Here is a 23,404-nt window from a genome sequence, read left to right as displayed (position 1 = left end):
GCCACGAGCGGCGATACGGACCGACGTATCGGCGACCGATCTGACACGACAGCTGGGGGCACGAAGCTTGGACGGCCACCAGACGCCGTGTCGGTCGGTCGTGGTAGACACGACGCGGTGCTGATCAGTTCCGACTACGGCCCGCGTCCGAACCGACGACACGATCACACCAACACATGAAAGAGACACGACGAAGCTTCCTGCGAAACGCATCAGCACTCTCCGCGCTGGCGATCGGCGCCAGTGCGAGCGCATCGGCAGCAAACTGTAGCGGCGTCGCCGAGTGGGACGCGAGCGCCACCTACACCGGCGGCGATCAGGTCACCTTCGACGGCCAGCTGTGGACCGCCGAGTGGTGGACACAGGGCACCGAACCCGCCGAGAGCGAGAACGTCTGGACCCTCGAAGGGGCCTGTGGCGACGACGGCGACAGCGGCGACAGCGGCAGCGGCGTCGACTGCAGCGGCGTCCAGTCGTGGGCGTCGGACGTTGCCTACTCCGGTGGCGATCAGGTCACTTTCGACGGCTCACTGTGGACCGCCGAGTGGTGGACCGAGGGGACCGAACCCGCCGAGAGCGAGGACGTCTGGACGCTGGAAGGGGCCTGCAATGGCGACGGCGGCGACGAGAACACCGCGCCGACGGCGTCGTTCTCGGCCGATATGAGCACGCCCGAACCCGGTGATTCGATCTCCTTCGACGCCAGCGCGTCGAGTGATCCCGACGGGTCGATCGACAGCTACGAGTGGGAGTTCGGTGACGGAACGACGGCGACCGGAGAGACGGTGAGTCACAGCTACGACTCGGCCGGCGACTACACCGTGACCCTGACGGTCACCGACGACGCCGGTGCGACGGCGACGGACTCGACGACGATCTCCGTTTCGAGCGGCAACGCCGCTCCGGACGCCTCCTTCACCGTCTCTCCCTCGAACCCGGCTCCCGATGAGTCGGTCAGCTTCGACGCGGCCGATTCGAGTGACTCCGACGGGACGATCGCCAGCTACGAGTGGGAACTGGGCGACGGAACGACGGCGACCGGCGAGTCCGTCAGTCACAGCTACGAGTCGGCGGGCGACTACACCGTCTCGCTGACTGTCACCGACGACGCGGGCGCGAGCGACACCAACGAGACGGTCGTCTCGGTCGGCGACAGCTCCGGCGGCACCGAAGGGTCGACCGAGTTCGCGCCGTACAACTACGTCTTCACCGATCCGGAGACGACGCTGGTCGATCACGCAGAGCAGGCGGGCAACGACAGCGTCACCACCGCGTTCGTCCTCTCTGACGGGAACGGCAACGCCGCGTGGGGCGGGGAAGTCGACCAGCTCGTCGGCGAGGCGGGCCTCAAGTCGGAGTTCCAGGCCTACCAGGATCAGGGCGGAACGATCATCATCTCCTTTGGCGGCGCGGTCGGGACGATGATCGCCCAGGACACGACCGACATCGAGAAGATCAAATCGGAGTACCAGTCCGTGATCGACACGTACGGCGTCACGCACCTGGACTTCGACATCGAGTCCGTCGACGAGGCCGCCGTCGACCGACGCAATCAGGCACTGGCCGAACTCCAGTCGGAGAACCCCGACCTGAAAGTGTCGTACACGCTGCGCTGTCGGACGACCGGCCTGACCGAGCACGGCACGTACGTCGTCGAGAACGCTCGCGACAACGGCGTCGACGTGCAGTACGTCAACGTGATGACGATGAACTACGGCTGGGTCCGTCCGAGTGCGAGCACCGTCAAAGACACCGCGAACGGCACCCACGAGGATCTGCTGTCGATCTTCTCGGACCTCTCCTCGGACGAGGCCTGGAGTATGGTCGGCATCACGCCGATGATCGGAGAGAACAACGTCGGTGGCCAGCACCGGCCCGAAGACGCCGAGGAGGTCGTCTCCTTCGTCGAGGACAAGGGGATCGGTCTCGTCTCGTTCTGGTCGCTGGATCGAGACAACGGCGACTGTCCCGACGGGACCGTCTCGGGCAAGTGCAGCGGCATCGAGCAGAGCGCCTACGAGTTCGCAGGCATCTACAACCAGGTGCAGTGACGGCGACGACGGTCGACCGCGAGCCCGTCACGAAACCACGACCCCGTTTTTTCGCCGCCGGCCCGTGCTACGCAGCGACAGTAGCCGTCGAAGCTCATACGGACAGTTGTAGCGATGACCGGTAAGCGTCTACCCCGTCGGTAAGCAGCGACAGCGTTCCGTCGCAGTCCATATCCGACCGCGTGACAGCGGTGAGATCGACTGTGAATCGGTTCGGTCGAGACGGCAGTAGTGCGACCGGGCCGTCGCGAGCGACGAAACCGGTCGATCCACCCTACGAAACAGCCCTCAAATGGCGTTAGAGGGTTCGAAAGAGTGTTCCCCAGACCATGGTACAAAAGGACACACAATCAGCATCACCAGCGCGTTTTTCTTGGGTGAACAATCGTGTAGGACTGCGGCAACGACTCGCCATCGGCCTGGAGAGCAGATTGGATGCTCGGACCTCTGATAGACCGACGAACGCAACGACAAGGGTGTTGACAACGCCAGTAGTGAGTGAAAGTGTCACATACCTCGTGTTAGTGCGAGAAGAGATCATTTATCATTATAAAATGGCGCAGCTATTCAGATGATTGTAGGGAGACGTTCCATGTATGGAAATATTAATTTTCGGAATTTTTTAGTGTATGCAGGTGTGTGGTACCTACAGCGGCTGGGTGAGAGAACGTTGGGTGCGGATTGGGGACTAGAACGCCGTCCCGGTAGTGGGGCGGCCAGATCCAACGGTGGCACGCCAACGGTCGACACCGCCGCGACAATAACCATGCAACGTCGCAACTATCTACAATCGCTTTCGGCGCTGGCCGGTCTGGCCGGCGTCTCAGCGGTAACAGCACAGGAAGAGTATCCGGCGTACGATTCGAGCGCCACCTACAACGGTGGCGACCGAGTCGTCTACGAGGGATACATCTGGGAAGCACAGTGGTGGACCAAAGGAACGGCACCGAGCGCAGACGAGGCCGTCTGGGAGAAGGTCGGACCTGCTGACGGGGACGGCGGCGACGACGGCGGCTCCGACGGCGGCAGCAGCGACATTCCTGCCTACGATTCGAGCGCCACCTACACCGGCGGCGACCAGGTCACCTACGACGGATTCGTCTGGGAGGCCGAGTGGTGGACCAAGGGCACCGAACCCTCCGAGAGCGCGAACGTCTGGACGAAGGTCCGTGCCGTCGAGGACGGCGACAACGGCGGCGACAACGGCGGCGACGACGGTGGGTCCTCCGACCTGAACGCCGTCATCGACGCCAGCGCAACGCGCGTAGATGTCGGCGAGGACGTTACGCTGGACGCCAGCGGCTCCGAGGGCGACATCGAGTCCTACGAGTGGATGGTCGGCGATCAGGGTCCGATTTCCGGCGTCGAGAACACGGTCACGCTCGACGAGGAAGGCACCTACGAGGTCACGCTGACCGTCACCGACGCAGACGGTAACGAGGCGACCGCGACTCGATCCGTGTTCGTCGGCACCGCGGGCGGTACGCAGCCCGGCGACAAGCGAGTCGTCGCTTACTACCGACAGTGGGCACAGTACGACCGCGAGTACACCCCGTCCGACATGCCGCTGGACAAGATCACGCACGTCCAGTACGCGTTCGCGCGCCCGGAGAAGGACGGTTCCGTCAACCTCGTCGGCGACAGTCACGGCCAGCAGGCGTTCTGGGACCAGAACACCGACTGGCGTGACGCACCCGGTGGAAAGAGCATCGCCGAACTCGCCGAGGAGAACGAGGACACCAAGTTCACGCTCTCGATCGGTGGCTGGGGCGACTCCGAGTACTTCTCGTACGCCGCAGAAACCGAGGAGAACCGTCAGCGCTTCGCCGACCAGTGTGCCGAGTGGGTCGACCGAGGCAACCTCGACGGCATCGACATCGACTGGGAGTTCCCCCACGGCGGGGGCTGTCAGGGCGACGGCGGCGAGGCGTGTAACAAGGAGAACGTCGAGCGCCCCGAAATCGACATTCCGAACTTCACGAAGCTGTGTCAGGCGGTCCGCGACCGTCTCGACGAGAAGGCGGCAGAGGAGGGCCGCGAGGAGCCGTACGAGGTCACTGCCGCAGTCAACGCCGACCCCGAAGCGATGGCCGACTACGAGCACGACGCGCTCTCGGACATCCTCGATTTCATCCTCGTGATGACCTTCGACTACGCGGGTATCTGGAGCGAGTACACCCGCCATCACGCACCGCTCAAGGAGAACCCGGACAACCCGTTCGAGAAGTCCGACAGCTGGAACGCTTCCTACGCCCTCAGCTGGTTCGAACAGCAGGGCTGGTCCCCGGACCAGCTCAACATGGCCGTTCCGTTCTACGGGCGTAGCTGGAGCAACGTCAACGACCCGGACGGCGAGGGCAACGGCGAAGACGACGGCCTCTTCCAGAAGTTCGACGGGGAAGACGGCAACGCCAGCGGCGAAGGTACCTTCGGTACCATCGGTGGTATCTACGAGTACTACGACCTCGCCGGTGGCGCCCGTGGCGGCTCCAGTATCATCGACGGCGACGACTACGAGACCTACATCGACGAAGACGCGATGACGGCCTACAGCTACAACCCCGACAAGGGCGGTGGCTACAACAAGGCCAGTGGAGAGATGATCTCCCACGACACCGTCGAGACCATGGAGATGAAAGCCCAGTGGCTCCGCGACTCGCCGTACGGCGGGACGATGCTGTGGGCCATCGGCGGCGACACGAAGGACGGCGAGCTGATCAGCACGCTCTGGAACACGCTCAACGAGTAGTCGCGGTTCCACGGCGTTTCCCGGCCTGTGCGGTGACGTGCAATTACGGGGGTAACTGACGCGTCACCCACGGGCTGCTCGCGAAGTGACAGCGAAGGGGGCGACAGCGCGACCCGATAGCCCTGCCGCCGTCACGTCAGCATCGACCGAAACGACACGACGACACCGAACGACACCATACATGAGAGAAACACGACGCGATATGCTACAGAAGGCAACGGCTCTGTCGGCACTGGCTGTCGGTGCCAGTGCGACAGCAACAGCAGCAGACTGCAGTGGCGTCTCCGAGTGGGACTCGGGGGCCACCTACACCGGCGGCGACCAGGTCACCTACGACGGTGCGCTCTGGACCGCCGAGTGGTGGACCAGTGGCACCCAGCCGGCGGAGGACGCCAACGTCTGGACCAAGGAAGGTGCCTGTGGCTCCACGCCACCGGGCGACGGCGGCGACACCACTAATTGCAGCGAAGTATCGGCGTGGGATTCGAGCATGGCCTATTCGGGCGGCGATCAGGTCACCTACGACAGCAAGCTCTGGACCGCCGAGTGGTGGACCAAGGGCACCGAACCAGCCGAGAGCGAGAACGTCTGGACGCTGGAAGGCTCCTGTGGCGACAGCGGCGGTGGTGGCGGTGGCGGCGACGAGAATCAGTCGCCCGAGGCCTCCTTCACCGTCTCGCCGTCCTCGCCCGAGCCGGGTGAGGAAGTGACCCTCGACGCCAGCGGCTCCTCCGATCCCGACGGCGACTCCCTGAGCTACGAGTGGGAGATCGAGAACGTCGGCACCGTCGAAGGTGCGGAGAACTCGCTGACCTTCGACGAGGCCGGAGACTACGAGGTCACGCTGACGGTCACGGACGCCGAGGGCGCGTCCAGTTCCGTCACCGAGACGCTCTCGGTCATGCCGGCACCGGACGGCCCCGACGACGAGTTCAAGGTCATCGGTTACTACCCCGGCTGGAAGGCCACGCCGGAGTACGACTACTACCCCGAGGACATTCCCTTCGACAAGGTCACGCACGTCCAGTACGCGTTCCTCGGCGTCGACGCAGAGAAGGCAGTGCCGACGATCATGAGCGACCAGGACCGCAAGAACCTCGAGCGGTTCAAGGAGCTCAAGGACGGAGCGGCCTCGGACACCAAGATTACGCTCTCGATCGGTGGCTGGGCAGACTCGACCGGCTTCTCCGAGATCGCCGCGACCGAGAGCAACCGGCAGTCCTTCGCCGACCGGTGTGTCGAGATCCTCCGGGAGTACAACCTCGACGGCATCGACATCGACTGGGAACACCCCGGTAGCTCCCAGGGCAAGTGCCAGTGTGGGAGCAACAAGGACTACGAGACCCACGTCGACCTCCTGCAGGCGCTGCGCGACACGCTCGATGCAGCCGCCCAGGAAGACGGCAAGTACTACGAGCTATCCATCGCCAACGGTGGCTCGGACTGGAACGCCGGTGGCCTCCGCCACGGCGACATCGGCGAGATCTGTGACTTCGCCTCCATCATGGCCTACGACTTCACGGGCTCGTGGATGGACGTCGTGGGGCAGAACGCGCCGCTGTACGGCGACTCCCACCCCACGGAGAACAGCCAGTACGGCGAGACCTACACCGCCCAGTACTTCGTCGAGTACTCGGTCGACAAGCTCTACGCTGGCGACCACGGCGAGACGGGCTACTGGCCTGGTCAGTGGGAGTACCCGCCGGCCGAGCCCGCCGAGTACGACGAACTGGTCCTCGGGCTGCCGTTCTACGGCCGAGGCTTCAACGGCACCGAGATGTACGGCAGCTACAGCGGTCTCCCGAAGGGCACGTGGCACGACCAGCTCGAAGACGGCGCTGACCCGACCGGCGCGTTCGACTTCGGTGACCTCGAAGAGAACATCGAGGGCGCGGACGGCTGGACGAAGAAGCGCCACGACCCCGGTGCGGTCCCCTACATCGTCAACGAAGACGAAGAGACGATCATCAGCTACGACGACGAACAGGCCATCGAAGAGAAGGTCAAGTTCGCCAAAGAGCGTGGCATGCAGGGCGTCATGTTCTGGGAGCTCTCCCAGGACTGGAACGAGACGCTGCTCGACACGATCAACCGGACCGCATAACGCCGGTCACATCGCTTTTTTCGGCGCGTCGAATCGATCGCTGACGAACGAGTCACACTATCACACCAATGAAACAGACACGACGGAACATTCTACGTAAGGCATCGGCACTGACAGCACTTGGTATCGGAGCCAGCGGCATCGCGGCTGGCGCAGACTGTAGTAGCGTCCCGGAGTGGGACGCCGACACCACCTACACCGGTGGCGACCAGGTCACCTACGACGGTGCACTCTGGACCGCCGAGTGGTGGACCCAGGACGAACCGTCCGAGAGCGCCAACGTCTGGACGCGCGAGGGCGCTTGCGGCGGGAACGGGGGAGACGACGGCGACGACGGCGACGACAGTGACAGCGCGAACTGCGACGACTTCCCCCAGTACGATTCGGGGGCGACCTACACCGGCGGCGACAGAGTGATCTACGACGGTCGGCTCTGGGAAGCCGAGTGGTGGACCAGCGGCACCGAACCCGCCGAGAGCCAGAACGTCTGGACGCTGGTGGGCACGTGTGGGAACTTCGCACCCAGTGCGGTCGCCTCGGCCTCGCCCTCCTCGCCGGAGGTCGGCGAGACGGTCACCTTCGACGGCTCCGGCTCTGCCGATCAGGACGGCTCGATCACGAGCTACGAGTGGAGCTTCGACGACGGCACCACCGAGACGGGCGAGACCGTCACCAGAAGCTACGACGCGAAAGGCGAGTACACGGCGACGCTGACGGTGACCGACGACGCTGGCGCGACCGCCAGCGACTCCGTGAGCGTCGCGGTCGGCGACAGCGGTGGCGGCTCCGAGAAAGAAGACGACGTGTTCGCGCCCTACCAGGGCACGTGGGGAAGTCTCGTCGACGGGACACTGAACGTCGACACGGATCGTGTCGTCGTTTCGTTCGTCGGCGACGCGACCGACGACGGCGAGGTCAACCCCGGTTGGCTCACCTCGGACGGCCAGCGTCCGCTCACCGACTACACCGACGAGATCCAGACGCTCCAGGACAACGGTATCGAGGTCTGGGTCGCCATCGGTGGCTGGGACGGCCGGACCGTCGCACGGGACGCGACCGACGCGACGGAACTGAAGAACGTCTACGCAGACATCCTCGACACGCTCGGGGTCACTCACCTCGACATCGACGACGAGAACGCCAACGAGGCAGGCCGTGACGGCAGCGTCTACGAGATCCGCAACGAGGCGCTCGCGATGTTGCAAGACGAGCGCCCCGAAGTGAAGATCTCCTACACCGTCCCGGCCGGACAGGGCGGCATCGAGAACCGCAACTACTCGCCCGCCAAGGACATGGTCAGCGACGCCGTCGAGAAGGGAATCGACCTGTCCTACGTCAACATCATGACCATGGGCTTCTCGGGCGACTACACCTCGATCATCCCCTCGGCCGGACAGGGGACCGTCGACTGGCTGGCCAACGTCTACCCGGACAAATCCGAGCAGGAACGCTGGGAGATGCTGGGTGTGACGCCGAACGTCGGCGAGGACAACTTCACGACCGACGACGCCAGCGCCATCGTCGACTGGGCCGAAAACGAGGATCTCGGACTCCTGAGCTTCTGGGCGCTGTACAAGTCCAGTGCTGCCGAGCAGGCGGAGATCTTCGCGACGTTCGAGTCCGACGAGGACTGATACGGCCGGCTGGCACTGTTGCAAGATATGTGCGACCACGGGGTCGCAACATTCTTTACAGACGGACAGCCGGCGGTATGAGGTCACGAGGCGTCACCGCCGCGAGCGAGTTCCCACCCCCGGGTGGCGGTCACCCGCCCGTAACACAGACCCGTCAGTGACACGTTCGATCCTTCGGGACCCCGTTCTGGCGCTCGAACGACCGGACGGACGGAACTGCGAGGGAACCGCTTAAGTCGCCGCCTCCCCGAGCAACGACTATGACTGTACAGACGCGTGACCGACGGGGGCAGGTACCGTGAGCCTCCAGCGGCCAGTCGGCTCCGACCACCAGCTCGCGCGGCTGCTCCAGATCGGCGTCGTCCTCGAAGAGGTCGTCGAGGCGCGCGCCGACAAGCACGCCAGCGTCTCGGCGGATCTCGATCCCGCGGTCGATCGACTGCTGGACCACGCCGCCGAAGAGTCCGAACAGCATCGACGCGCCCTCGAAGAGTTGATCGCCGAACTGGACGCCGAGACGGTGCCGTTCGACGAGATCCAGACGCTCGTCGAGGCCCAGTACGAGAGCGACGACGAGTTCGACGGCGTCCTCTACGATCAACTGTGCAACGAGGAGACGGCGTACAAGTTCTACGACGACCTGATCGGAGCGATCGAGACCTCCGAGACCGAGTTCAGCATCGACCGAGATCGACTCCTCTCGACGCTCGAACGCATCCGCGACGAGGAAGCAGACGGCGTCGAAGAAGTGACCGAACTCATGGAGGAACGCGAATGAGTGCCGCCGCGACACCAACGGAGGGATCCACGTGAACACCGCTAACCAGTATCTGAAAGCCATCTACCTCGTCCAGGAACAGGAGGACGGCCCAGCATCGACCGGTGACGTGGCCGACATGCTCGAAGTCAGCCCGGCCAGTGCCAACGAGATGATCGGCAAACTCGAAGACCAGGGCCTCCTCGAACACGAGAAGTACAAGGGCGTCGACCTCACGGACGAGGGGATCCACCGCGCTCGCGAGGCGCTCCAGAACTACTGCATCATCGAGCGGTTTCTCCTCGAAGTGCTCGAAGTCGAGGAGTTCCGCGGCGAGGCAAAGCAACTGGAGGGGGTCATCGACGAGACCGTCGCCGAGCGACTGGACACGATCATCGACCGGGAACCGCAGTGCCCGGACTGTTTCGACGCCGAAGACGACGTGTGCGGACTGATCGAACTGGAAGCCGAGGCGTCAGACTAGCGCCGCCGATCTGGACCGAAGACGTGCCCCGACCCGGCTACCCAGTGGCCAGTCCTGTGGCAGACGGCGACCGCAAAGACAATTCTATTAAACACCGCCGAGCAATACCCAGGTGAAGTCCCGTGGTGTAGTGGCCAATCATATGGGCCTTTGGAGCCCATGACGGCGGTTCGAATCCGCCCGGGACTACTTTTGCGCCGAACAAACCCGTGAGGCGCAAATATCCTCGGCGGTTCGAACTCAGAGGACGAGCGAATTCGAGCCTTCGCAGTTCGAATCCGTCCGAGGCTACGTTCGAGAGTTGCATCCCGGACCGCAAGGTAGATTCCCGCCGCCTGGTGAGTGAGAGTATGACCGAGACGATCACGGGCGAGGTGATTCACGTCGTCGGCCCGGCGGAACTCGACGAGGCCGAACTGGTCGCGGAGCTGGCGGCGCTGGCGGAGTCGCGGTACGTCCTCGTCTGTCGCGAGGGCGGCAAGCCGGGCTGGCTCGAACGGCTCTGGTCGTTTCTCAGGCGCGACCCGATCGAACCGGTGACCATCGTCGCCGACGACGCCGTCGAAGAGGGCGTGGAAGTGACGGCGACGGTCCGGGAGACCGACGTGGCGGGCGTCTACGAGGCCGTCGACATCCGGCCTGCGTAAGTGTCATCCACCAGGAGTGAGACACGGACTGTATCGATGGGATTCGAACGTCACCCGCAGTTTCTGCCCGACTACCCGCCGACGTGGCTGGACATCCTGATGGGCGTCTTCACGCTCTGGCTGTCCTCGTACGTGCAGACACGGGTCGTTGCGTGGCCGTGGTTCCTCGCCGGCACTGCCGTTACCCTCCTCACGCTCGGTCCGTTCAAACACACCAGCTTGGGCCGCCGGATCGACGAACACGGTGACGATGCAAGCGGCGTTCGTAAACTCGCGATCGTCGTGCTCCTCGCTGGCGTCCTGTGGGGGCTGATACTCTTGTTGGAGATTCCGGAGCCGATCGCCACGAGTGGTGTTGCCGGTGCCATGGCGGGCGTGAGTGTGTTCGTATTCGTCCACCTCGCCAGCGCCCGCTCGGTCGACGGGTGGGTCCGACGAGAGCGATAACTGGGCTACTCGTAGCACTCGCTCTCGACGCGTTCGTCGTAGAGCCGCTGGAGGAGCTTCGTCATCGGTCCGGTGCCCACGTCGATGCCGTCGACGGTGGCGACGGGCCGGATCTCCCACGTCGAGTTCGTCAGGAACGCCTCGTCTGCCTCGCGAACGTCGTCGACGGTGTACGTCCCCGTCTCGACGGGGAAGTCCTCGGCGTCGGCCAGTTCCATCACGACCGAGCGAGTGACGCCGGGCAGCAGGTCCAGTTCGCTGGCGGGCGTTCGCAGGCCGGCCTCGGTGACGAAAAAGAGGTTGCTGGTGGCACCCTCGACGACGTTGCCGTCGGTGTCGCGCAACAGCGCCTCGTCGGCCTGGAACCGGTCGGTCGCGGCGCGGCGCAGTTCCAGCCGAGCGAGGATTCCGTTGAGGTAGTTGTGGGTCTTGGCGTCGGCCGGAAGCGCCGCGTCGGGCACCCGTCGGGTCTTGACGGTCTGTACGTCCGCCGGATCGTCCCAGACTGACTCGCCCTCGGTCCCGCCGCGTGGAAGCTCGCGGACGACGACGACGATCGACGGATCGACCGTCTCGTCGGGCGTCAGCTTCCCGGGCTGGACGCCGCGGGTGACAGAGAGCTTGACGTAGGCGTCGTCGAGGTCGTTGGCGGCGAGCGTCTCCTCGACGCGGTCCCGGAGGTCGTCGGGCACTGCGTCGCCGAAGCCGAGCGTCTCGGCGGTCCGCTGGAGGCGCTCGCGGTGGGCCGTCCACTCGAAGGGAACGCCGCCGTAGGCTCTGATCGTCTCGAAGGCCGCGTCACCGTACTGGAAGCCGCGGTCTCTGACGGAGACGCTCGCTTCGCTCGCCGGAACGAGATCGCCGTTTACGTGGTATTGCATTGGAGACAGAAGTTCTCGATCATCGTCTTGCCACCGTCGGTGAGGATGCTCTCGGGGTGGAACTGGACGCCGACGTGGGGCCGCTCGCGGTGGCGCACGCCCATGACGATGCGGCGGTCGCCCTCGGCGTCGTCTCCGGCGTCCCCGTCGGTCGCAGAAACCGTGGCCGCGGTCTCTTCGAGCACGTCGGGCAGTGCGGTTCGCTCGACGGCCAGAGAGTGGTAGCGACCGACCTCGAAGGGATCGGGCAGGTCCGCGAACACGCCCGTCCCGTCGTGGGTGACCGTCGAGGATTTGCCGTGGACGACCGACTCCGCGTGACCCACCTCGGCACCGTTGGCGCTACACAGCGCCTGGTGGCCCAGGCAGACCCCGAGCGTCGGGTACTGGAGCCGCGAGAAGATCGGCATCGAGACGCCGGCCGCCTCGGGGGTTCCGGGGCCGGGCGAGACCACGATCCCGTCTGGGTCGAGGCGTTCGATCTCCGCGATCGAGACCGCGTCGTTGCGCCGGACGAGCACGTCGTCGGGACCGCCGCCGAGGCGTTCGACGACCGCGCCGACGTACTGGACGAGGTTGTAGGCGAAGGAGTCGTAGTTGTCGATCACCAGGATCGTCGGCGCGACGCTCATCGCTCGGCCTCCACGGTCATCTCGGCGTCGGCGTCGAGTGCCTCGTCGACGGCGTTGATCAGTGCCCGCCCTTTCGCGAGGGTCTCGTCGTACTCCTTGCGGGGGACGGAGTCGTGGACGATTCCCGCGCCCACCCGGAGGTAGTACCGGGACTCGTAGCGCACCAGCGTCCGGATGAGGATGTTCAGCGTCGCCCGGTCGTCGAATCCGAAGATCCCGACCGAACCGGTGTAGGGGCCGCGTCGGGTCGCTTCCAGTTCGTCGATGATCTCCATCGTCCGGGGCTTGGGGGCACCAGTGATCGTCCCGCCGGGGAAGACGGCGGCGACGGCGTCGGCGAGGTCCATCCCGTCGCGTAGACGGCCCTCGACCTTCGAGACGAGGTGCATCACTTCGGAGTAGCGGTCGACCCGCCGGTAGTCGGTCACCTCGACGCTGCCGAACTGGCTGACCTTGCCGAGGTCGTTGCGTTCGAGATCGACCAACATCGCGTGTTCGGCCCGCTCTTTCTCGTCGTCGAGTAGCTCCGTTTCGAGGTCAGCGTCGTCTTCTGGCGTGTCACCTCGCGGGCGCGTGCCGGCGATCGGCTCCGTCTCGACCACCGCGCCGTCGCGGTGGAGCAGCAACTCGGGGCTGGCGCTCACGAGGTCCACGCCGGGGAACTCCACCAGCGCCGAGTAGGGGGCCGGATTGACCGTCCGGAGGGCGTCGAAGGCCGCGACGGGGTGGACGGCCGCCGGGGCGACGAGGCGCTGTGAGACGTTCGCCTGGAAGGTGTCGCCGTCACGGACAGCGTCCTGAACGGCCCGCACGCGGTCGGCGTACTCCTCGGGCGTGCAGTCGCTCTCGAACCGCGCGTCGTCGGCCGCCGAGGGCGGATCACCGACCGACGGATCGCCGTCGACGGCCGCCTTGGCCAACTCCAGCGCGTGCTGGCGGCCGAACTCGTAGGCCAGCGCCGGCCGTTCGAACTCGTCGAGGCGCGGACAGGCGGTCACGCGGAGTGTGACCTCGTCGCCGCGGGGTTCCTCCCAGGCGGCGATCCGGTCGTAGGTCGCGAGCTGGAGGCGCGGGAGCGCACGATCACGGAGCGCGTCGTCGGGCAGTGTCTCCAGTTCGCGGGCCACGTCGTAGGAGAGCCACCCGATCCCCCCACACGGATACGGAACGTCGCAATCGCCACGCGCGAGGTCGTCGGCGTCGACGGCGTCGGCCAGGACGGCCAGCGAGTCGGCCTCGCCGGGGCCGACCTCGTGGAAATCGGCTGGCATCGTCGCGAAATAACCCCAGCCGGACTGGCCGCCGGTCGTCCCGAGGTAGACGCCGCCGGCCGCGTCGCCGTCGCGTGCGCGCCGATAGGCGGCGAACGGATCCGAGACGGTGACGCGCACCTCGACGGGAACGCGGGCCGCGGGACTGGCGTCGGCGGCGACCGAGCCGAACGCGTCCCTGTCGGTGACGACAGTGGGCATTACCGAACAGGACGTGTCCAGCAGATAATTCCCTTGCGGTCGACGGTCACGCCGTCGGCCGTCGATCCGCGAGCGTCACGGCTCCGGCGACGGCTATCGTAACAATTGAAACGATTGACACACCGATCGCACTGCTGTCGTGCGATCGGGTGTGCATTGACTTGCAATGGCTACTATAGAAGCGGCGACTGGCGGCAGTGTCAAAAGGAGTTCGCCTGTTCGATCCACCCGGAGACTCTGTTGGGTGAGAGATCGGTCGCCTCGCCCAGTTCGTCGGCGTCGGCCGCCGCGAGCTCCGAGACGGTCGAGATGCCGGCGTTCTCCAGTCGCTCAGCGTAGGCCGGCCCGACACCTTTGATCTCGGTGACTGGGGCGTCGTTCTCGACCGACGGCTCGTCGTCGGACTGCTCCGTGGAGGGCGTCGCAGTCGTCTCGGCTTCGTCGTCCGCGTCGGCCTGCTCGCCGACGGTCTCTGATTCAGTCTCGTCGTCCGCGTCGTGCGTTGCCTCTGCGGTGTCAGTGTCGGTCCCCTTGACGGCGTCCTCCGACTCCGTCGACGGCTCGCGCTCGACGGTCACGTCGACGTCCTGGGGAGCGTTGGCCCCGGCGGACGGCGACCCCGAAGCGTCGAGCCCGAGTGCCGATTTCAGTTTCTGCAACAGACCCATGTGGGGGGCTACTGGTCGCCGACACTTAACACCTTCCGGGTTAGTGGCAACGTTCTCACAGGCGATCCCGGAGTGCGTCGTTCATCGCCGCGACCGGTGCGGACACACCGGTCCAGCGCTCGAACGCTTCGACGCCCTGGAACAGGAGCATCCACGCGCCGTCGACGGTCGTCGCACCGGCGGCGTCGGCCGCCCGGAGCAGTCGCGTCTCGACCGGCGAGTAGACGGCGTCGAGGACGGACAGATCGCCGTGGAGGGCGTCGGCCGGCACCGGGGTCGCGTCCTCGTCCATCCCGACGCTGGTACAGTTGACCAGCACGTCCGCGTCGGCGACGGTGTCGTGTAGTTCGTCGAGTCCGTGGCCGGTCGCCCCCGGCACGTCCGCGGCGAGGTCGTGAGCGCGCTCGACGGTCCGGTTGGCGATCCGGACGGCCATCCCCTCGTCGGCCAGCCCGAACGCGACCGCCCGACCGGCACCGCCCGCGCCGATCACGACTGCGGTGCCGTCGAGGGCCACGTCGTGGCGGCGGAGCGCGCGCACGGCACCGACGGCGTCCGTGTTGTAGCCGCGTGGCTCGTCGCCGGTCAGATCGACCGTGTTGACCGCGCCGATCCGCTGGGCCAGCGGATCCGGGTCGACGGCCTCGAAGACGGCTTGCTTGAATGGGATCGTGACGTTCAGCCCCGTGACTCCCAGCGTCCGGGCGCTCTGGATGGCGGCGGCGGCCGCGTCTTCGTCCGGCTCGAAGGTGACGTAGCGAGCGTCCATGTCGAGCTGTTCGTAGGCCGCTTCGTGCATCGGCGGCGACAGCGAGTGACCCACCGGGTTCCCGATCAGACCGAACACGTCCATACCGCCTGGGCACGCGCGGTGGATATCAAAGACACGGTCGCGACGACCGACGACCACTCGCCGGCCGTTTCGCAAGCTTTTCGGACGGACCTATCCAGGGGTGTGGTAGTGAGCCGCCTTCGTCATCCACTGGTCCAGATCGGAGTCGCAGCCGGGCTGACAGCCCCCTGGATGGTGCTGTTCGTCTACAACACGCTGGTCGGCGTCGGTCTGCTTGCCGGTAGCGTCGTCCACCTCGGCACCCTCTCGGAGGTCGCTCTGACGGGGATCGCCGTCCTCGGTGCGTCCTTCCTGCTGGCGTGGGGAGCCGAGACGGCGGAGAAAGACGTGCCGCGTGCCTTCGCGATCGCCGTCCTCGCGGTGCTGGCCGTCGCACCGGAGTACGCCGTCGACGCGCTGTACGCCTGGAACGCCGGTGCCGGTGGCGCGACGACCGAAGCCTGTAACGCGCTCTCACCGGCCGCTATCGAGGCCGGCGAGACGGCCCTTGCCGGGGCCTGCCACGACGCCAACCTCGCCGTGGCCAACATGACCGGCGCGAACCGCATCCTCATCGGGATCGGCTGGGCCGGGATCGCCGTGTTCACGGTCTGGCGGGCCTTCGAGACGAAAGACCCTGCCGTCCAGGACCGCGAGGGATGGCTCGGCGACTCGGTCCAGCTCGACACCGACATCGCGACCGAGATCACGTTCCTCTTTGCCGCGACGGTCTGGGCCTTCCTGGTGCCACTGGGCGGCGGCATCGACATCCTCGATACGGTCGTCCTCGTGGGGCTCTACGTCGCATACATCGCGTTGATCCTCAAGTCCGACATCGAACAGGGCGAGGAGCACGTCGGCGTCCCCAGGTACCTCCAGCAGTGGCCGCTGCCGTGGCGACCTCTGTCCGTGATCGTGCTGTTCGTCTACTCCGGCGTCGTGATCTTCACGGCCGTCGAACCGTTCGCTCACGGGCTCGAACAGATCGGGATCGACAACGGGATCCCGCAGTTCTTCATGATCCAGTGGGTCGCCCCGCTGGCCAGCGAGTCGCCGGAGCTGATCGTCGTCGCGGTGCTGGTCAACAAGGCCCGCTCGACGGCCGGGTTCAACGCCCTGATCTCCTCGAAGCTCAACCAGTGGACGCTGCTGATCGGGACCCTCTCGGTCGTGTTCTCGATCTCGTACGGGGCCTACGGCGTCCTGCCGTTCGACGCGAAGCAGGCAGCCGAGATCTGGATCACCGCCGCCCAGTCGTACTTCGCGCTGGCGATCCTCAGTAACTTCGAGATCAGCATCCGCGAGGCGCTGGTCCTCTTTGGCCTGTTCATCTCACAGGTACTCCTCGAGTTCGTCCTGATCCGCGAGTGGCTGGCCCTGCCCGTCGACAGCTACGAACTCCTGTTGGTCTACACTGCGGTCTACATGGTCGCCGGGACCGCGCTGCTGATCAAGCGTCGCAAGTCGGTGCAGTTGCTGTTCGGGTTGACCGCCGACGCGGTCCGTGACGCGACAGATCGTGAGACCGTCCACGAGGAGTTCGCGGACTGATGCTCGCCGTCGTCGTCTCGCGATCGGACTCGGCCTCCGAACACGTGGGCGAACAGCTGCTCGATCTGGTCGAGTGGACGGAGACGGTCGACGAGGAGCGGCCAGACGGCGACGGTGGCGGCACCGTCTACCGTCGGGACGGGGTCGAACTCCGAACGTTCGACGCGATCCACCTCGACCTCGAATCGGTCGCGACGGCCTTCGACGACTCCGACCTGCTCGTCTTCGCGTCGCGCCACGCCGGTGAGACGGGGCCGCTGCTGACCGCACACCACACGGGCAACTTCGGGCCGGCAGAGTTCGGCGGCGCGGACGGCGTCCTCGCCCGTGCCTGTCCGAACGCACACCGCAGGGTCGTCGAGGCGCTCGAATCGTTCGCGCCCGAGGGCTACGAGGTAGGGATGGAGGCGACCCACCACGGCCCCAGCGTCGTCGGCGCTCCCTCGATGTTCGTCGAAGTCGGGAGCGACGAGCCCCAGTGGGACGACGCCGACGCCGCGCGGGCAGTCGCGCGGGCGATCCTCGCGCTGGAAGACACCGAGCCCGACACACCACGAGAGAACGGGACGCGTCGCCACCTCGTGGGCTTTGGCGGGGGCCACTACGCCCCCAGGTTCGAGCGCGTCCTGCGCGAGACCGACTGGGCGATCGGCCACGTCGGTGCCGACTGGGCGCTGGACGCGATGGGCGATCCACGGGACAACCGGGCCGTGATCGAGCGAGCCTTCGAGGAGAGCCGTGCCGACTACGCACTGCTGGAGGCCGAGCGGCCGGCACTGCGCGAGACGATCGAAGACCTCGGCTATCGGGTCGTCGACGAGACGTGGGTCCGCGAGACCAGCGGCGTCTCGCTGGGACTGGTCGACCGACTGGAAGCCGCCATCGGACCCATCGACGACGGCCTCCGGTGTGGCGAGCCCGCGAGAACCCACGACGCTGACTTCGTCGTCTGGAACCTGTCTGGGGAGTTGCTGGCCAGAGCGAGCGGAATCGACCGGGAACGGACCCGAGCGGTCGTCGCCGAGACGGCGCTGGCGTTCGACACCGAACAGAACGGGACCGAAGTCGTCGGCCCCGTGGCGCTGCCAGCGCCCGACGACCGCGAGCCAATCGTCGAGGGGCTCACCGCGGTCCTGGCACAGTCGTACGACGAGGTCGTTCGGGACGGCGACTGCCTCCGGGCGCGCGAAACGGCCTTCGACCCGTCGCTGGCCCGCGAGTGCGGCGTGCCCGAAGGCCCGAAGTTCGGCCAGCTTTCGGCCGGCCACTCGGTCGAGGTCGACGGCGAGACCGTCGACCCCGCGGACGTGGTCCGAGAGCGCGTCGACGAGTTCGAACTCCCAGAAGTACGGTCTGCGTAACTGTTCGGCCCGGAATCGGCCGCCACCGTCGAAATACGTCAGCCAGTCGTCAGACAGCAGGGGAACACTAATAAGCGCTCGTTTGTTATCGGCGTTCAAATTATGGACTCCATAATCGACGACGCAATCGACGAGGCCGAAGAGGAGCGGGACGGAGGCGATCCCGCTTCTGAGGGGCCCGACCAGGACCAGAGTTCGACCACGCCAGACGCCACGAACACGTCTGGGACGATGACCGACGAAGAGCTGGCCGACGTGGTCAAGGACCTCGAAACCAAGATCACCGTCGTCGGCTGTGGGGGCGCGGGCGGCAACACGGTCACCCGAATGATGGAAGAGGGAATCCACGGCGCGAAGCTCGTGGCCGCCAACACGGACGCCCAGCACCTCGCCGACGAGGTCAAGGCCGACACGAAGATCCTCATCGGCAAGAAGCGCACCGGCGGCCGCGGTGCCGGCTCGGTCCCGAAGATCGGCGAGGAGGCCGCCCAGGAGAACATCGAAGACATCCAGCAGTCCATCGACGGCTCCGACATGGTGTTCGTCACCGCTGGACTGGGCGGCGGGACCGGGACCGGTGCCGCCCCCGTCGTCGCACAGGCCGCACAGGAGTCCGACGCGCTGACGATCTCGATCGTCACCATCCCGTTCACTGCAGAGGGCGAGCGACGCCGCGCCAACGCCGACGCCGGCCTCGAACGCCTCCGTGCCGTCTCCGACACCGTCATCGTCGTCCCCAACGACCGCCTGCTCGACTACGCGCCCTCCATGCCGCTGCAGGACGCGTTCAAGATCTGTGACCGCGTGCTGATGCGCTCGGTCAAGGGGATGACCGAACTGATCACCAAGCCCGGCCTCGTCAACGTCGACTTCGCCGACGTTCGCACCATCATGGAGAACGGCGGCGTCGCGATGATCGGCCTCGGGGAGTCCGACAGCGAGAACAAGGCCCAGGACTCGATCCGCTCGGCGCTTCGCTCGCCGCTGCTGGACGTGGAGTTCGACGGTGCCAACTCCGCGCTGGTCAACGTCGTCGGTGGCCCCGACATGTCCATCGAAGAAGCCGAGGGCGTCGTCGAGGAGATCTACGACCGGATCGACCCCGACGCTCGCATCATCTGGGGCGCGAGCGTCAACCAGGAGTTCGAGGGGAAGATGGAGACCATGATCGTCGTCACCGGCGTCGAGAGCCCGCAGATCTACGGCCAGAGCGAGGCCGAACGCGAGAAGGCCGCCCAGCAACTCGGCGAAGACATCGACTACGTCGAGTAGTCCCCGACGAGCGACTCGCCCGCGAGACGGTTCTTTCGCTGCCAGCGCGACGAAAAGTACTATTTCGACCGCTCGTGAAGACGACAGTATGGTGTCTGCACCGACGACGCGGAGCGGCTGGGCGACCTTCGTCGGTTCGATGATGGTGCTGTACGCGGCGATACTCCTGTCGAGTTCGGCGATAGAGCTGGTCGACGGCGTCGTTCTGGGTGCGTTCTACGGGCTATCTATGGCCGTGATCGTCGCGCTGCTGGTCGTCCTGTGGCGTGGGCTCCCGGAGCTGCTCTATCGCCAGCGCGTCGAGTAGCCAACGGGAACGACGGCGGCCGAGGCGAAATGCCGACCACAATATAGAAAAGCCCCCGGTGGCTACCGGTCGGCATGGACGTACCCTACGATCTCACCTCGTACGTGCGGGTGCTCAAGCTCGCCAGCACGCCCTCCTGGGAGGAGTTCTCCAGGGTCGCCCTCATCGCGGGGGCTGGCATCGTACTCGTCGGACTCATCGGATTCGTCATCTTCGTGTTGATGTCGGTCGTCCCCGGCTCTACGCCAGCGTGATACTATGGGAATCTACGCAGTCAAAACCACGGCCAGTCAGGAGCGCACCGTCGCAGACATGATCATCAGCCGCGAGGAGGAGTCGATCCACGCCGCCCTCGCGCCGGACTCGCTGACCAGCTACGTCATGGTCGAGGCCGACGACGCCAGCGTCTTCGAGCGGATCTTGGACGAGATCCCCCACGCCAACGGCGTCGTCCCCGGCGAGTCCTCGCTATCGGAGGTCGAGCACTTCCTCTCGCCGAAACCCGACGTGGAGGGGATCGCTGAGGGCGACATCGTCGAACTCATCGCCGGCCCGTTCAAAGGCGAGAAGGCCCAAGTCCAGCGCATCGACGAGGGCAAAGACCAGGTCACCGTCGAGCTGTACGAGGCGACGGTCCCGATTCCCGTGACGGTCCGAGGGGACCAAATTCGCGTGCTCGACTCCGAAGAGCGGTAAGCGAGTGTTCGGCGACGAAGTCGCCGATTCGCCGCGACCGAGCGAAGTGAGGTCGCGGATCGTTTGCTACGAAGTTTTACAAGGAGTGGGTCGCCACGCGACCCCGACGCTGAAAAAGGTCGAGCCCCGGTGATTCGGAGCAGACGGCCGGAACCGCTACGATAGCAGCGACTGCTTCGAGAGGTCGACGGTCACGTCGGGATGGTACTGGGTCCATCCGTCGGCGTCGGGGTCGCGATAGGAGAGGGGCACGGCGTCGAAGAAGCCACGGAGCGTGTGGGTTCCGGTGTCGACGACTCGCTCGCCGTGGATCTCGTACTGCGCGCTGACCGACTCGCCGCCGTCCAGTGTGTCCGTGATCGGGGTGTTGTCGAGGTGGGCGCTGCTGGCCGTCGCCTCGACCCGGTCCGTCTCCTCGTACTGGTCCGACAGCAGGAGGATCGCGTCGGGTCCGTGTTCGCCGGGTGGGGCGAGGCCGAGCATGCCGAACGGCCAGACGCCCGTCGTTCGGATCTCGATTGGCTTCTCGCTGGTGTTCCGGAGCGTGAGCGCGAGCGTGCCGGGGCTGTCGACCGTCACGCTCCGGTCGACCGGCGTCACGTCGAGTGCGAGTGGGGCAGCGATATCGTCGACGGCGACGGCGCTCACGGTGTACTCCGTGTCGGCCAGACAGCCCGCGAGGCCGCTCATGGCCGCAGTGGCGAGGCCGAGGTAGCGGCGTCGGTTCATTCGCTCACCTCCCCCGTGCGAACGGAGTCGCCGGTGAGTTCCATAAACACCGCTTCGATGGTCGCGTCGGCCGACAGACCACATCGGTCTCGGAGTTCGGCCAGCGACCCCTCCGCGACGAGGCGGCCCCGGTGGAGGATGCCGACACGATCACAGACCAGTTCGACCTGTCCGAGCACGTGACTGGAAAAAAACACCGTCGCCCCGCGTTCGGATTCGGCGTCGACGACCGTTCGAACGAGGGACGCGCCGTGGGGATCGAGCCCGGTGAAGGGTTCGTCGAGCACGAGGAGGTCGGGGTCGCCGACGAGACTCATCGCGAGAGCCAGCCGCTGTTCCATCCCCTGGGAGAACTCACCGGCGGGCTTGTCGATCGCGTCGACCAGCCCGACGCGTTCGAGCAGCGATCGCGGCGTGTCGTCGGCGCGCTTCGTGTCGATGACGAGTTCGAGGTGGCGTCGCGCCGAGAGATCGTCGTAGGTGTCGAACCGGTCCGGGCAGATGCCGACCCGCTGGTGGCAGGCGACGACGTCGTTCCACGGATCGTGGCCGAGGACCCGCGCCGTGCCGGCGGTGGGCTTGATGTAGTTCAACAGGAGGTTGATCGTCGTCGACTTGCCGGCACCGTTGGGTCCCAGAAAGCCGTACACCTCGCCTCGCTCGACGGTCAGGTCCAGCTCTGAGAGCGCCGTCGAGTCGCCGTACTGCTTCGTGAGGCCGTCCGTTTCGATGGCGGGCGGCGTCACGCGAGATCACCCCGTTCGAAGCGATAGCGAGCCAGTGCCAACGGGACGACACACCAGGCCACAAGCACGACGAGCCCGAGCGCTTCGTGGAGGTAGACCGGTGCCGTGGTCTGTCCGAACGCCGCGTCGACGACGAACGCGTTGACGTTCGATTCGGGCTGGAGCTTGGTCAGGACCGCACTGTAGCCCGCGCCGGAGTTGCCGACGCCGAGGAGCCAGTTCGTCACGACGCCGTAGGCGCGTTCCGGAGTGAGACGGAGCAAGACGAACAGGAGCCCGTCGGCCGGCGCGGCGTAGGGATCGGCGGCGCTGCCGGTGAGCGCGCCGTAGACGGGACCGCTCGCGATCGTCTTCCAGAACACTGTGAGCAAGAGATAGAAACCGCCAAAGACCAGCGCTGTCGCGCGGACCGTGCTGGTCGTCACCGCCGACACCGCCGTGGCGACCGAGACGAGCGTGAGGACGTACAGCAGCGTGACGAGCGTGACTCCGAGAAAGAGCAGCGGCGAGAAGAGGCCGAAGCGAACGACTCCGAGCAGCCCCAGGACGACCGCGGCCACGATGAACGGGACCGCGAGGCCGGCACTCCGCCCGAGGACCTTCCCGACGAGGATGTCGGTGCGAGTCACCGGCAGCCCCAGCAGGAACTTCAGGCTGCCCGAGTCTCGTTCCTCGACGATCGAGCGGTAGCTCAGCAGCAACACGCCGAGTGGGAGGAGCACGCTCCCAGCCGACTGGACGAAGGCGACCGTCATGTTCTGGCCGAGTTCGTCCCAGGCGAGATACTCCGGGCGGTACGCCCAGCCGACGAGGAGGAGGGCCAGTAACCAGGGACCTTTGGCAGTGAGAAGCGCGTACGCCTCGTTGCGAGCGATCGGGAACCATCGTGGGAGGGCCATACGATGGGGTCTGTCTCGCCATCTGATAATACTACCTATCAGTCACGAACTGCGCGAACGACGACACACAGCTACGGCGCACTCTCGTCGCCTTCGAGGCGGTCGATGACTTCTCTGATGTCGGCGGTCTCCTCGATGCTCTCCTTGACGTTCTCACGGCGGCGGACCTCGGAGGCGTCGGCGTCGTAGGCCCGGACGTACTCGGCGCGGCTGTGTTCGTCGAAGGCGTGGCGGATCGCGAAGTAGCCGTCGGGAAGCACCGCTCCACAGACCTTGCACGCGATCCGCTCGTGTTCGATAGACTGGTGGACGATGAGGTCCTCCACGCGTTCGAAGACTTCGCCGTCGGCGTCGATCGCACACTCCCAGCGTGGCATTGTCCGAGGAGATGCGAGCCGGAGTCAAAAGCGTTCTCCCCGACGACCGAGAGCGCAATCACTAATTACGGGACCACGGTACGTTGTGGTGTGACGGAGAGCGCTTGT

General features: G+C 65.9%; 23 protein-coding genes and 1 tRNA gene. 15 read left to right on the top strand and 9 right to left on the bottom strand.

Features of this window, described 5'->3' with window-relative positions; genetic code table 11:
- Positions 1-176: 176 nt before the first annotated feature.
- The 9 genes from ACAH01_RS05975 to ACAH01_RS05935 all read left to right on the top strand — a co-directional run bounded on the left by ACAH01_RS05975 (position 177) and on the right by ACAH01_RS05935 (position 10,873).
- Positions 177-2,051 carry a PKD domain-containing protein gene (locus tag ACAH01_RS05975; protein WP_372480556.1) on the top strand — a complete coding sequence of 625 codons (1,875 nt, stop codon included), beginning with the start codon at positions 177-179 and terminating at the stop codon, positions 2,049-2,051.
- Positions 2,052-2,817: 766 nt separating this feature from the next.
- On the top strand, positions 2,818-4,800 hold the full coding sequence (locus tag ACAH01_RS05970) for a glycosyl hydrolase family 18 protein (protein ID WP_372480555.1): 1,983 nt from the start codon (positions 2,818-2,820) through the stop codon (positions 4,798-4,800).
- Positions 4,801-5,002: 202 nt separating this feature from the next.
- Positions 5,003-6,904 carry a glycosyl hydrolase family 18 protein gene (locus ACAH01_RS05965; RefSeq protein ID WP_372480554.1) on the top strand — a complete coding sequence of 634 codons (1,902 nt, stop codon included), beginning with the start codon at positions 5,003-5,005 and terminating at the stop codon, positions 6,902-6,904.
- Between the two features lie 68 nt (positions 6,905-6,972).
- The gene (locus tag ACAH01_RS05960; protein ID WP_372480553.1) at positions 6,973-8,538 is read left to right on the top strand and encodes a PKD domain-containing protein; all 1,566 of its coding nucleotides are present in this window, start codon (positions 6,973-6,975) and stop codon (positions 8,536-8,538) included.
- Between the two features lie 298 nt (positions 8,539-8,836).
- The gene (locus ACAH01_RS05955) at positions 8,837-9,316 is read left to right on the top strand and encodes a ferritin-like domain-containing protein (RefSeq protein WP_170094955.1); all 480 of its coding nucleotides are present in this window, start codon (positions 8,837-8,839) and stop codon (positions 9,314-9,316) included.
- Positions 9,317-9,347: 31 nt separating this feature from the next.
- Complete coding sequence (locus tag ACAH01_RS05950; RefSeq protein ID WP_015763873.1) at positions 9,348-9,779, top strand: metal-dependent transcriptional regulator; 432 nt, start codon at positions 9,348-9,350, stop codon at positions 9,777-9,779.
- Positions 9,780-9,895: 116 nt separating this feature from the next.
- A tRNA-Gln gene (locus ACAH01_RS05945) sits at positions 9,896-9,968 on the top strand.
- A gap of 161 nt (positions 9,969-10,129) precedes the next feature.
- Positions 10,130-10,426, top strand: coding sequence for a hypothetical protein (locus tag ACAH01_RS05940; RefSeq protein ID WP_372480552.1), 297 nt, complete (start codon positions 10,130-10,132; stop codon positions 10,424-10,426).
- Positions 10,427-10,462: 36 nt separating this feature from the next.
- On the top strand, positions 10,463-10,873 hold the full coding sequence (locus tag ACAH01_RS05935; protein WP_372480551.1) for a hypothetical protein: 411 nt from the start codon (positions 10,463-10,465) through the stop codon (positions 10,871-10,873).
- A 5-nt stretch (positions 10,874-10,878) separates the two neighbouring features.
- Here ACAH01_RS05935 and ACAH01_RS05930 read toward each other — a convergent pair whose 3' ends face one another.
- From ACAH01_RS05930 to ACAH01_RS05910, 5 genes are all read right to left on the bottom strand, one after another.
- On the bottom strand, positions 10,879-11,754 hold the full coding sequence (locus tag ACAH01_RS05930) for an aminotransferase class IV (protein WP_372480550.1): 876 nt from the start codon (positions 11,752-11,754) through the stop codon (positions 10,879-10,881).
- Positions 11,739-12,386 carry an aminodeoxychorismate/anthranilate synthase component II gene (locus ACAH01_RS05925; RefSeq protein ID WP_170094959.1) on the bottom strand — a complete coding sequence of 216 codons (648 nt, stop codon included), beginning with the start codon at positions 12,384-12,386 and terminating at the stop codon, positions 11,739-11,741. Before ACAH01_RS05925 ends, ACAH01_RS05930 begins: the two co-directional genes overlap by 16 nt.
- Positions 12,383-13,858, bottom strand: a complete 1,476-nt coding sequence (gene pabB / locus ACAH01_RS05920; RefSeq protein ID WP_372480549.1) for an aminodeoxychorismate synthase, component I — start codon at positions 13,856-13,858, stop codon at positions 12,383-12,385. Before pabB ends, ACAH01_RS05925 begins: the two co-directional genes overlap by 4 nt.
- 200 nt (positions 13,859-14,058) lie before the next feature.
- A complete protein-coding gene (locus ACAH01_RS05915) occupies positions 14,059-14,526 on the bottom strand; it encodes a DUF4332 domain-containing protein (protein WP_170094961.1) in 468 nt (155 codons plus the stop codon).
- Between the two features lie 55 nt (positions 14,527-14,581).
- Positions 14,582-15,379: a shikimate dehydrogenase gene (locus tag ACAH01_RS05910; RefSeq protein WP_372480548.1), complete on the bottom strand. Its 798-nt coding sequence runs from the start codon at positions 15,377-15,379 to the stop codon at positions 14,582-14,584.
- Positions 15,380-15,550: 171 nt separating this feature from the next.
- Here ACAH01_RS05910 and ACAH01_RS05905 point away from each other — a divergent pair, with 171 nt between their 5' ends.
- The 6 genes from ACAH01_RS05905 to ACAH01_RS05880 all read left to right on the top strand — a co-directional run bounded on the left by ACAH01_RS05905 (position 15,551) and on the right by ACAH01_RS05880 (position 20,545).
- Positions 15,551-16,909, top strand: a complete 1,359-nt coding sequence (locus tag ACAH01_RS05905) for a sodium:calcium antiporter (protein WP_372480795.1) — start codon at positions 15,551-15,553, stop codon at positions 16,907-16,909.
- Complete coding sequence (locus tag ACAH01_RS05900; RefSeq protein WP_372480547.1) at positions 16,909-18,270, top strand: D-aminoacyl-tRNA deacylase; 1,362 nt, start codon at positions 16,909-16,911, stop codon at positions 18,268-18,270. The genes ACAH01_RS05905 and ACAH01_RS05900 overlap by 1 nt, the downstream gene beginning before the upstream one ends.
- A gap of 102 nt (positions 18,271-18,372) precedes the next feature.
- Positions 18,373-19,542 (top strand): cell division protein FtsZ, encoded by a 1,170-nt coding sequence (ftsZ, locus tag ACAH01_RS05895; RefSeq protein WP_153553968.1) that lies wholly within the window; start codon positions 18,373-18,375, stop codon positions 19,540-19,542.
- A gap of 88 nt (positions 19,543-19,630) precedes the next feature.
- On the top strand, positions 19,631-19,849 hold the full coding sequence (locus tag ACAH01_RS05890; RefSeq protein WP_208626545.1) for a hypothetical protein: 219 nt from the start codon (positions 19,631-19,633) through the stop codon (positions 19,847-19,849).
- A gap of 74 nt (positions 19,850-19,923) precedes the next feature.
- Complete coding sequence (locus ACAH01_RS05885; protein ID WP_015763884.1) at positions 19,924-20,103, top strand: protein translocase SEC61 complex subunit gamma; 180 nt, start codon at positions 19,924-19,926, stop codon at positions 20,101-20,103.
- A 4-nt stretch (positions 20,104-20,107) separates the two neighbouring features.
- On the top strand, positions 20,108-20,545 hold the full coding sequence (locus tag ACAH01_RS05880) for a transcription elongation factor Spt5 (RefSeq protein ID WP_153553970.1): 438 nt from the start codon (positions 20,108-20,110) through the stop codon (positions 20,543-20,545).
- A 156-nt stretch (positions 20,546-20,701) separates the two neighbouring features.
- Here the strand turns inward: ACAH01_RS05880 and ACAH01_RS05875 are convergent, their stop codons facing one another.
- The 4 genes from ACAH01_RS05875 to ACAH01_RS05860 all read right to left on the bottom strand — a co-directional run bounded on the left by ACAH01_RS05875 (position 20,702) and on the right by ACAH01_RS05860 (position 23,296).
- A complete protein-coding gene (locus ACAH01_RS05875; protein WP_170094965.1) occupies positions 20,702-21,274 on the bottom strand; it encodes a hypothetical protein in 573 nt (190 codons plus the stop codon).
- On the bottom strand, positions 21,271-22,020 hold the full coding sequence (locus tag ACAH01_RS05870; protein WP_372480546.1) for an ABC transporter ATP-binding protein: 750 nt from the start codon (positions 22,018-22,020) through the stop codon (positions 21,271-21,273). Before ACAH01_RS05870 ends, ACAH01_RS05875 begins: the two co-directional genes overlap by 4 nt.
- Entirely contained in the window at positions 22,017-22,919 is a 903-nt protein-coding gene (locus ACAH01_RS05865; protein WP_372480545.1) for an ABC transporter permease subunit, read from the bottom strand. The genes ACAH01_RS05870 and ACAH01_RS05865 overlap by 4 nt, the downstream gene beginning before the upstream one ends.
- 71 nt (positions 22,920-22,990) lie before the next feature.
- Positions 22,991-23,296: a hypothetical protein gene (locus tag ACAH01_RS05860; RefSeq protein WP_018258068.1), complete on the bottom strand. Its 306-nt coding sequence runs from the start codon at positions 23,294-23,296 to the stop codon at positions 22,991-22,993.
- Positions 23,297-23,404: the final 108 nt, after the last annotated feature.

This window comes from Halomicrobium sp. HM KBTZ05 (assembly GCF_041530035.1).
Lineage (GTDB): Archaea > Halobacteriota > Halobacteria > Halobacteriales > Haloarculaceae > Halomicrobium.
This window is presented reverse-complemented; position numbering and strand designations above follow the sequence as displayed.

Excerpts from the sequence above, each read along its gene's own strand:
- ACAH01_RS05925 (WP_170094959.1), bottom strand. The coding sequence starts at position 12,386 with ATGAGCGTCGCGCCGACGATCCTGGTGATCGACAACTACGACTCCTTC.
- ACAH01_RS05880 (WP_153553970.1), top strand. The coding sequence starts at position 20,108 with ATGGGAATCTACGCAGTCAAAACCACGGCCAGTCAGGAGCGCACCGTC.
- ACAH01_RS05940 (WP_372480552.1), top strand. The coding sequence starts at position 10,130 with ATGACCGAGACGATCACGGGCGAGGTGATTCACGTCGTCGGCCCGGCG.
- ACAH01_RS05975 (WP_372480556.1), top strand. The coding sequence starts at position 177 with ATGAAAGAGACACGACGAAGCTTCCTGCGAAACGCATCAGCACTCTCC.
- ACAH01_RS05860 (WP_018258068.1), bottom strand. The coding sequence starts at position 23,296 with ATGCCACGCTGGGAGTGTGCGATCGACGCCGACGGCGAAGTCTTCGAA.
- ACAH01_RS05915 (WP_170094961.1), bottom strand. The coding sequence starts at position 14,526 with ATGGGTCTGTTGCAGAAACTGAAATCGGCACTCGGGCTCGACGCTTCG.
- ACAH01_RS05890 (WP_208626545.1), top strand. The coding sequence starts at position 19,631 with ATGGTGTCTGCACCGACGACGCGGAGCGGCTGGGCGACCTTCGTCGGT.
- ftsZ (WP_153553968.1), top strand. The coding sequence starts at position 18,373 with ATGGACTCCATAATCGACGACGCAATCGACGAGGCCGAAGAGGAGCGG.
- ACAH01_RS05865 (WP_372480545.1), bottom strand. The coding sequence starts at position 22,919 with ATGGCCCTCCCACGATGGTTCCCGATCGCTCGCAACGAGGCGTACGCG.
- ACAH01_RS05930 (WP_372480550.1), bottom strand. The coding sequence starts at position 11,754 with ATGCAATACCACGTAAACGGCGATCTCGTTCCGGCGAGCGAAGCGAGC.
- ACAH01_RS05965 (WP_372480554.1), top strand. The coding sequence starts at position 5,003 with ATGCTACAGAAGGCAACGGCTCTGTCGGCACTGGCTGTCGGTGCCAGT.
- ACAH01_RS05875 (WP_170094965.1), bottom strand. The coding sequence starts at position 21,274 with ATGAACCGACGCCGCTACCTCGGCCTCGCCACTGCGGCCATGAGCGGC.
- ACAH01_RS05970 (WP_372480555.1), top strand. The coding sequence starts at position 2,818 with ATGCAACGTCGCAACTATCTACAATCGCTTTCGGCGCTGGCCGGTCTG.
- ACAH01_RS05885 (WP_015763884.1), top strand. The coding sequence starts at position 19,924 with ATGGACGTACCCTACGATCTCACCTCGTACGTGCGGGTGCTCAAGCTC.
- ACAH01_RS05905 (WP_372480795.1), top strand. The coding sequence starts at position 15,551 with ATGGTGCTGTTCGTCTACAACACGCTGGTCGGCGTCGGTCTGCTTGCC.
- ACAH01_RS05935 (WP_372480551.1), top strand. The coding sequence starts at position 10,463 with ATGGGATTCGAACGTCACCCGCAGTTTCTGCCCGACTACCCGCCGACG.
- ACAH01_RS05910 (WP_372480548.1), bottom strand. The coding sequence starts at position 15,379 with ATGGACGTGTTCGGTCTGATCGGGAACCCGGTGGGTCACTCGCTGTCG.
- pabB (WP_372480549.1), bottom strand. The coding sequence starts at position 13,858 with ATGCCCACTGTCGTCACCGACAGGGACGCGTTCGGCTCGGTCGCCGCC.
- ACAH01_RS05900 (WP_372480547.1), top strand. The coding sequence starts at position 16,909 with ATGCTCGCCGTCGTCGTCTCGCGATCGGACTCGGCCTCCGAACACGTG.
- ACAH01_RS05960 (WP_372480553.1), top strand. The coding sequence starts at position 6,973 with ATGAAACAGACACGACGGAACATTCTACGTAAGGCATCGGCACTGACA.